General features: G+C 72.1%; 6 protein-coding genes. 5 read left to right on the top strand and 1 reads right to left on the bottom strand.

Going from position 1 to position 7478, the window contains the following annotated elements:
• From ACYF6T_RS15295 to ACYF6T_RS15280, 4 genes are all read left to right on the top strand, one after another.
• Positions 1-349, top strand: a 349-nt coding sequence (locus tag ACYF6T_RS15295) for an alpha-glucosidase C-terminal domain-containing protein (protein WP_461696682.1), incomplete at its 5' end; no start/stop codon positions are given.
• Positions 350-377: 28 nt separating this feature from the next.
• On the top strand, positions 378-1739 hold the full coding sequence (locus tag ACYF6T_RS15290) for a maltokinase N-terminal cap-like domain-containing protein (protein WP_461696681.1): 1362 nt from the start codon (positions 378-380) through the stop codon (positions 1737-1739).
• Between the two features lie 5 nt (positions 1740-1744).
• Positions 1745-3946, top strand: a complete 2202-nt coding sequence (gene glgB / locus ACYF6T_RS15285; RefSeq protein ID WP_461696679.1) for a 1,4-alpha-glucan branching enzyme — start codon at positions 1745-1747, stop codon at positions 3944-3946.
• An 81-nt stretch (positions 3947-4027) separates the two neighbouring features.
• On the top strand, positions 4028-5116 hold the full coding sequence (locus tag ACYF6T_RS15280; protein ID WP_461696678.1) for a glutamate--cysteine ligase 2: 1089 nt from the start codon (positions 4028-4030) through the stop codon (positions 5114-5116).
• 19 nt (positions 5117-5135) lie between these two features.
• On the opposite strand, the gene ACYF6T_RS15275 is transcribed toward ACYF6T_RS15280, so the two are convergent.
• Complete coding sequence (locus tag ACYF6T_RS15275) at positions 5136-5369, bottom strand: DUF6480 family protein (protein WP_461696677.1); 234 nt, start codon at positions 5367-5369, stop codon at positions 5136-5138.
• A gap of 151 nt (positions 5370-5520) precedes the next feature.
• Between ACYF6T_RS15275 and ACYF6T_RS15270 the strand changes: the two genes are divergently transcribed.
• Complete coding sequence (locus ACYF6T_RS15270; protein WP_461696675.1) at positions 5521-7422, top strand: AMP-dependent synthetase/ligase; 1902 nt, start codon at positions 5521-5523, stop codon at positions 7420-7422.
• Positions 7423-7478: the final 56 nt, after the last annotated feature.

Raw genomic sequence — 7478 nt, 5'->3', positions numbered from 1 at the left:
CCCCTCCTCGCTGCTGCACTGGACCCGCCGCATGATCGAGATCCGCAAGCAGAACCCCGCCTTCGGACTCGGCTCGTACACCGAACTGCCGTCCTCCAACCCCGCGGTCCTGGCCTACCTGCGCGAGTACAAGGACGACCTCGTCCTGTGCGTGAACAACTTCTCCCGCTTCGCCCAGCCCACCGAGCTCGATCTGCGCGTCTACGACGGACGCCATCCGGTGGAGCTCATCGGCGGGGTGCGCTTCCCCGCCATCGGTGAACTGCCGTATCTGCTGACCCTCGGCGGCCACGGCTTCTACTGGTTCCGGCTCACCCGGGTCGCCTCCCGTATCGGTCGCCGGCATTGAGAGTGTGCCGGGGAAAGGACGCGTCACGATGACGAAGACCGTCTCCCTCCGCCAGAGAACCGCCGGCGCGACCGGGCCCATGGCCTCGCTGGCCGGGCTGTTGCGCGAGTGGCTGCCCCGGCAGCGCTGGTTCGCGGGCAAGGACCGGCCTGTCACGGACCTCGCCCTGCTCTCCATGACCGAGCTGTTCCCGGGCTGTCTGCACCTGCTGGTGCACGCCGGGCACTCCGGCGTGCCCGCGCCGGGCGGCGGCTCCCCGGCCGGCGACTGCTACCAGCTGCTGCTCGGCGTACGCGAGCACCTCACCCCCCGGCTCGGCCGGGCGCTGATCGGCACGGCCCAGGAGGGCCCGCTGGCCGGCCTGACGGTGTACGACGCCCTGCAGGACCCGCGCTCGGCCCAGCTGCTCCTGGAACGGCTGCGCCAGCCGGGCACCGCGGGCCCGCTGCGCTTCGAGACCGACCCGTCCGTCACCGTGCCCGCCGGGCTGGTCCCGCGCGTGCTGGACGCCGAGCAGTCCAACTCCTCACTGGTGTACGGCGACGAGTACATCCTGAAGGTCTTCAGGCGCATCCAGCCCGGCGTCAACCCGGACCTCGAAGTGCCGGGCGCGCTGGCCGCACAGGGCTGCGGACGGGTGCCGTCGCCGGTGGCGTGGTTCCGTACCACCCATCCGCAGGAGGCCACCCTGGGCGTCCTGCAGCCGTTCCTGCGGGACGCGTCCGACGGCTGGACGCTGGCCCTGCGGGCGCTCGCGTCCGGGGACGACTTCACCGCCGAGGCGCGTCAACTGGGCCGCGCCACCGCCGAGGTGCACCTCGCGCTGGCCTCCGCCTTCCCCTCGAAGCCGCACGGCGAGAGCGGGCGCACGGCGGCGGCGATGGCGCAGCGCCTGGACGCCGCCGCCCACTGCGTGCCGGCCCTGCGTCCGTACGTGCCGAGGCTGCGCACCGCGTTCGGCGCCCTGGTCGGCTGCGATCCGGGGCCGCCCGCGCAGCGCATCCACGGCGACCTGCACCTGGGCCAGGTGCTGCGGGCCGGCCGGGACTGGTTCGTCATCGACTTCGAGGGCGAGCCCTCGCGCCCGCTGGCCGAGCGGCGCGGCGCCCACTCCCCCGTGCGGGACATCGCCGGCATGCTGCGCTCCTTCGACTACGCGGCCCGCCAGCGCCGCCCCTGGCGCCCGGAGTGGGCCCGCCGCTGCCGGGAGGCCTACTGCGCGGGATACGCCTCCCGCGCCGGCTGGGACCCCCGCAAGAAGCACGGCCTGCTGCGCGCCTACGAAACGGACCGGGCCGTGTACGAGGTGCTGTACGAGGCCCGGCACCGTCCCGACTGGCTCCCTGTACCGATGGCGGCGATCGAGCGTCTCGCCGTGAGAGGAGGATGATGACCGTGGCTCTGCGTGAGAACACGCCGCCGGAGGTGGCCGGACCGGTTCCCTGCCGGGCGGCCCCGCCCCTGGACCCCGCCGACCGCGAGCGCCTGCTCGCCGGCCGGCACCACGATCCGCACGCCCTGCTGGGCGCCCACCCGGTCCCGGGCGGGATCGCCTTCCGGGCCCTGCGCCCCTACGCCCGCGCCGTGGGCGTCGTCGTCGGCGGACGGCGTCACGCGCTGATCTCCGAGGGCGACGGCCTGTTCAGCGGAGTGCTGCCGCTGGACGCCATCCCCGCCTACACCCTGCGGGTGACGTACGCGGAGGGCGAGCAGGAGACGGAGGACCCCTACCGCTTCCTGCCGGCGCTCGGCGAACTCGACCTGCACCTCATCCGCGAGGGCCGGCACGAGCAGCTGTGGAAGGCGCTGGGCGCCGAGCCGATGACCCACCAGGGCGTGACCGGCACCCGGTTCACCGTATGGGCGCCGAACGCCCAAGGGGTGCGGGTCGCCGGGGACTTCACCTTCTGGGACGGGACCGCGCTGCCCATGCGGTCGCTGGGCGCGTCGGGCGTGTGGGAGCTGTTCCTGCCGGGCATCGGCGAGGGCACCCGCTACAAGTTCGAGATCACCTCCCGCCACGGCGGCCGGTTCCTCAAGGCCGACCCGATGGCCCGCCGCACGGAGGAACCGCCCGCGACGGCCTCGGTGGTCACGGCCGCGCACCACGAGTGGGGCGACGCGGAGTGGATGGCGCGGCGCGGCGAGACCCCCGTGCACGAGGCGCCGTTCTCGGTGTACGAGGTGCATCTCCCGTCCTGGCGCCCGGGTCTGACGTACCGTCAACTGGCCGAGCAGCTGCCGCCCTACGTCAAGGACCTCGGCTTCACCCACGTCGAGCTGATGCCGCTGGCCGAGCACCCGTACGGTCCCTCCTGGGGTTACCAGGTGACGTCGTACTACGCGCCGACCGCCCGGCTCGGCACGCCCGACGACCTGCGGTACCTGATCGACGCGCTGCACCAGGCGGGCATCGGCGTGATCATGGACTGGGTGCCGGCCCACTTCCCCAAGGACGACTGGGCGCTGGCGCGCTTCGACGGGGACCCGCTGTACGAGCCCGGGGACTCGCGGCGGGCCGAGCATCCGGACTGGGGGACGTACGAGTTCGACTTCGGGCGCATCGAGGTGCGCAACTTCCTGGTCGCCAACGCCGTGTACTGGTGCGAGGAGTTCCACATCGACGGCCTGCGGGTGGACGCCGTGGCCTCGATGCTGTACCTCGACTACTCGCGCGACTCGGGCCAGTGGTCGCCGAACGTGTACGGGGGCCGTGAGGACCTGGACGCGGTGGCGTTCCTGCAGGAGATGAACGCGACCGTGTACCGGCGGGCACCGGGTGTGGTGACCATCGCCGAGGAGTCGACCGCCTGGGACGGGGTGACCCGGCCCACCGACAGCGGCGGACTCGGCTTCGGGCTGAAGTGGAACATGGGCTGGATGCACGACTCGCTCGGCTACATCGCGCACGAGCCGGTGCACCGCAAGTACCACCACAACGAGATGACGTTCTCGATGGTCTACGCCTACAGCGAGAACTACGTCCTGCCCATCTCCCACGACGAGGTCGTGCACGGCAAGCAGGCGCTGGTGTCGAAGATGCCCGGCGACTGGTGGCAGCAGCGCGCCAACCACCGCGCCTACCTGGGCTTCATGTGGTCCCACCCGGGCAAGCAACTCCTCTTCATGGGCCAGGAGTTCGCCCAGGGCGCCGAGTGGTCCGAGAAGCACGGCCCCGACTGGTGGCTGCTGGACCCACAGTACGCGGCCGAGGCGGACCACCGCGGGGTGCGGGACCTGGTCCGCGACCTCAACACCCTCTACCGGCGCACGCCGGCCCTGTGGCAGCGCGACACCTCGCCCGACGGTTTCCGCTGGGTGATCGGGGGCGCGGCCGAGGACAACGTCTTCGCCTTCCTCCGGTTCGCCGCCGACGGCAGCCCGCTGCTGGCGATCAGCAACCTCTCCCCCGTCGTACGCCACGACTACCGCGTCGGCGTCCCCGACGACGTACCCGCCTGGCAGGAGGTCCTCAACACCGACGCCGCCCGCTACGGCGGCAGCGACATCACCCACCCCGACCCCGTCAAGCCCGAGGACGGGCACCTCCTGCTCACCCTGCCGCCCCTGGCGACCGTCTGGCTCTGTCCCGCGTGATCACCCGGCAGGTGTTCGCCGGCCCCTTCCAGGGCAGTCGGAGTCATACATCTGCCAGGGGTCACAGGAGGGCGGCATCACGTGCGCACAGTCGGAGTGGAGGAGGAACTCCTCCTCGTCGACCCGGAGACGGGTGAACCACGGGCCCTGTCCGCCGCCGTACTCGCCCGCGCGGCGCACGACGGCCCGGAGGGGGAGCTCTTCGAGAAGGAGCTCCACAACCAGATGCTGGAGTTCGCCACCCATCCGCAGGCGCAGATGGCGGACCTCGGGGCGGAGATCGTGCGCTGCCGCAAGGAGGCCGCCCGGCACGCCGGCGAGATCGGCTGCGCCGTCGCCGCCCTCGCCACCTCGCCGCTGCCGGTCAGCCCGTCGGTCGGCGTCGGCCGGCGCTACCAGTGGATGGCGGAGGAGTACGGCATCGCCACCCGCGAACAACTCGTCCTCGGCTGTCACGTGCACGTCTCCGTCGAGTCGGACGAGGAGGCGGTCGCGGTCGTCGACCGGATCCGGCCGTGGCTGCCGGTGCTCGCCGCGCTGAGCGCCAACTCCCCGTTCTGGCAGGGCAAGGACACCTGCTACAGCAGCTACCGCAGCCGGGTCTGGCAGCGGTGGCCGTCGGCGGGCCCCACCGAGATGTTCGGCTCGGCCGAGCGCTACCACCGCACGGTCGCGGACATGGTCGCCACCGGCGTGATCCTCGACGAGAAGATGATCTACTTCGACGCGCGTCTGTCGCCGACCTACCCGACCGTCGAGATCCGCGTCGCCGACGTCTGTCTGCACGCCGACACCGCCCTGCTCATCGCCACGCTCGCCCGCGGCCTGGTGGAGACGGCCGCGCGGGAGTGGCGGGCGGGCCGCGAGCCGCTGGAGCACAGCGTGAGCCTGCTGCGGCTGGCCGCCTGGCGCGCCGCCCGCTCCGGCATCGAGGACGAGCTGCTGCACCCCGAGACGATGCGGCGCATGCCGGCCGACGCCGTGGTCCGCGCCCTCGTCGACCACGTCGGGGACGCCCTCGCCGACACCGGCGACCTCGACCGCGTCCGCGCCGACGTCGCCGCGCTGCTCGGGCGCGGCAACGGCGCCCGGGTGCAGCGCCGGCTCATGGAGCGCACCGGGAACCTGCACGAGGTCGTCGCCGAGTGCGTGCGCCTCACCCAGGAGTGAGGTGCGCCCACCGGCACGCTCACAGGATCAGCACGAGGGCGTAGGCCAGGAAGAACGCCGCGAACAGCACCACCAGGACGAGGATCAGCGTCAGCGGCCCTTTCCCCCAGCCCTTGGGGGGATTGTGCCGCTCCAGGGGGCCGGCCTCGGGCATGCTGCTCTCGGCGGGAGGCGTCTCACCAGGGGGAACACCACCGCCCGGCTCCAGTCCGGTGGTGCGTTCGGGCTCGGGATCGGGATTCACGTAACTCATGCCCACCGAGTCCCCCGAATGAGCCCGGATCACGAATGGGCCTAGTTGTCAGTTCCCGCCGCCGATCGCTCTCGCCTGGGCTAGATTCGAGCACCGCCGATAACAGTTCTCGTCGGCTGAGTCACACCCCGTACATGTCAGGAGCAGTGCAATGCGCGACTTCGCCCTCGCTCCGCCCACCGTCCCGCCCCTGACCGGCGGCCTCGCCGACAGCCTCTTCGACACGACGGCCGGAGATCTCACCCTTCCGCTGCTCGCCCGCCGCACCGCGCCCTCCGGCGCCTGGCAGGAGGTGACCGCGGTGGAGGTCCGCGACCAGGTGGTGGACCTGGCCAAGGGGCTGGTCGCCTCCGGGATCTCCCCCGGCCACCGCGTGGCGATCATGGCGCGCACCCGGTACGAGTGGACGGTGCTCAGCTACGCGCTGTGGGCCGTGGGCGCCGAGGTCGTGCCGATCTATCCCACCTCCTCCCGCGACCAGGTGGAGTGGATCCTGCGCGACGCGAGGTGCGTGGCGGTGGTGGTCGAGGACGAGCAGGCGGTGATGACGGTCGGCTCCGTGTGCGGGGCGCTGCCGCTGCTGCGGCACGTGTGGCAACTGGACGCCGGAGCCATGGACCAACTCGTCGAGCGGGGCCGCTTCATCCCGCTCACCACGGTCGACTCGCTGCGCCGCATCGTGCTGCCGGACTCCACCGCCGTCATCGCCTACACCTCCGGCACGACCGGCCGTCCCCTGGGCTGCGCGCTGACCCACCGCAGCCTGGCCAGCCCCTGCGACGTCATGCTCAAGGGCTGGCGGCACACGGTGGCCCCGCCCGGCCAGCAGCCGACCGTCCTCGCCTTCCTGCCCTTCTCCCATGTGTACGGGCTTCTGGTGCAGGGCCTGTGTGTCCGCGGCGGCATGATGATGGGGCACGAGCCCGACCTCAGCGAGGAGGCCCTGGCCTCGGCGCTGCGCTCGTTCAGACCCACCTACCTGTGCGCCGTGCCGTCGATCTTCGAGAAGATCTACAAGAACTTCCTGCGCGCCTCCCAGCAGGCGGGCCGCGGCGCGCTGTTCGAACGGGCCGCCGAGACGGCACGCGACTTCGCCATGGCGCTAGAACGCCAGCGGCTCGGCGAGGGCCCCGGCCCCGGCTTCGACCTGAGACTCCAACACGCCCTCTACGAGCGGACGGTGTACCGCAAACTGCGCGCCGCCCTCGGCGGCCGGGTGTGCCGGGCCACCTCCGGCGGCTCACCCCTCAGCCGCGAACTGTCCTTCTTCTACGAGGGCATCGGCATCTACGTCAACGACGGCTACGGCCTGACCGAGACCAGCGGCGGCATCACGGCGCAGCCGGTGGGCCGGGAGAAGTCCGGCACCGTCGGACAGGCGCTGCCGGGCACCGACATCATGGTCGCCGACGACGGGGAGATCCTGGTGCGCGGACCGTCGGTGTTCCAGGGCTACGTCAACGACGAGGCCGCGACCCGGGCCGCGCTGCGCGGCGGCTGGCTGGCCACCGGCGACCTGGGGCGGCTGGACTCCGAGGGCTATCTGACGATCACCGGCCGCAAGAAGGACATCGTCATCACCAGCAGCGGCAAGAGCGTCTCGCCGGCCGCCCTGGAGCAGCGGCTGCGGATGCACCCGCTGATCCACCAGGCGGTCGTCGTGGGCGACAACCGGCCCTGCGTGGGCGCGCTGATCACCCTCGACCCCGAGTTCCTGGCGTACTGGCGCGGCTCGCTGGCCCTGCAGAGCGACACGCCGAGCCGGGAGGCCCGGGAGGAGAACGCGCTGCGCGAGGAGATCACCCGTGCCGTGGCCGCCGCCAACAGCACCGTCTCGCGCTCGGAGTCGATCCGGGTCTTCCGGGTGCTGCCGGAGCCGTTCGACCTGTCCAACGGGCTGCTGACGCCGTCCATGAAGCTGCGCCGGGACGCGATCGTGAAGCACTACGCCCTCGAGATCGACGCGATGTACCAGGCACGCGCGCGTCCCTCGCGGCAGGGCGTGCCCGACGAGCTGTCCGCCTGGGACGACGCGGACAATGTCTTTCGCTGAGGGAGATCGTCCCACCCGGGATGAGTAGGGAGCCGCTGGTCGGGAACCGGGTAACA

Source organism: Streptomyces sp. 7R007, assembly GCF_054850255.1.
Note: the sequence above shows the minus strand (reverse complement) of the source record. Positions and strands in the feature narration are given on the sequence as shown.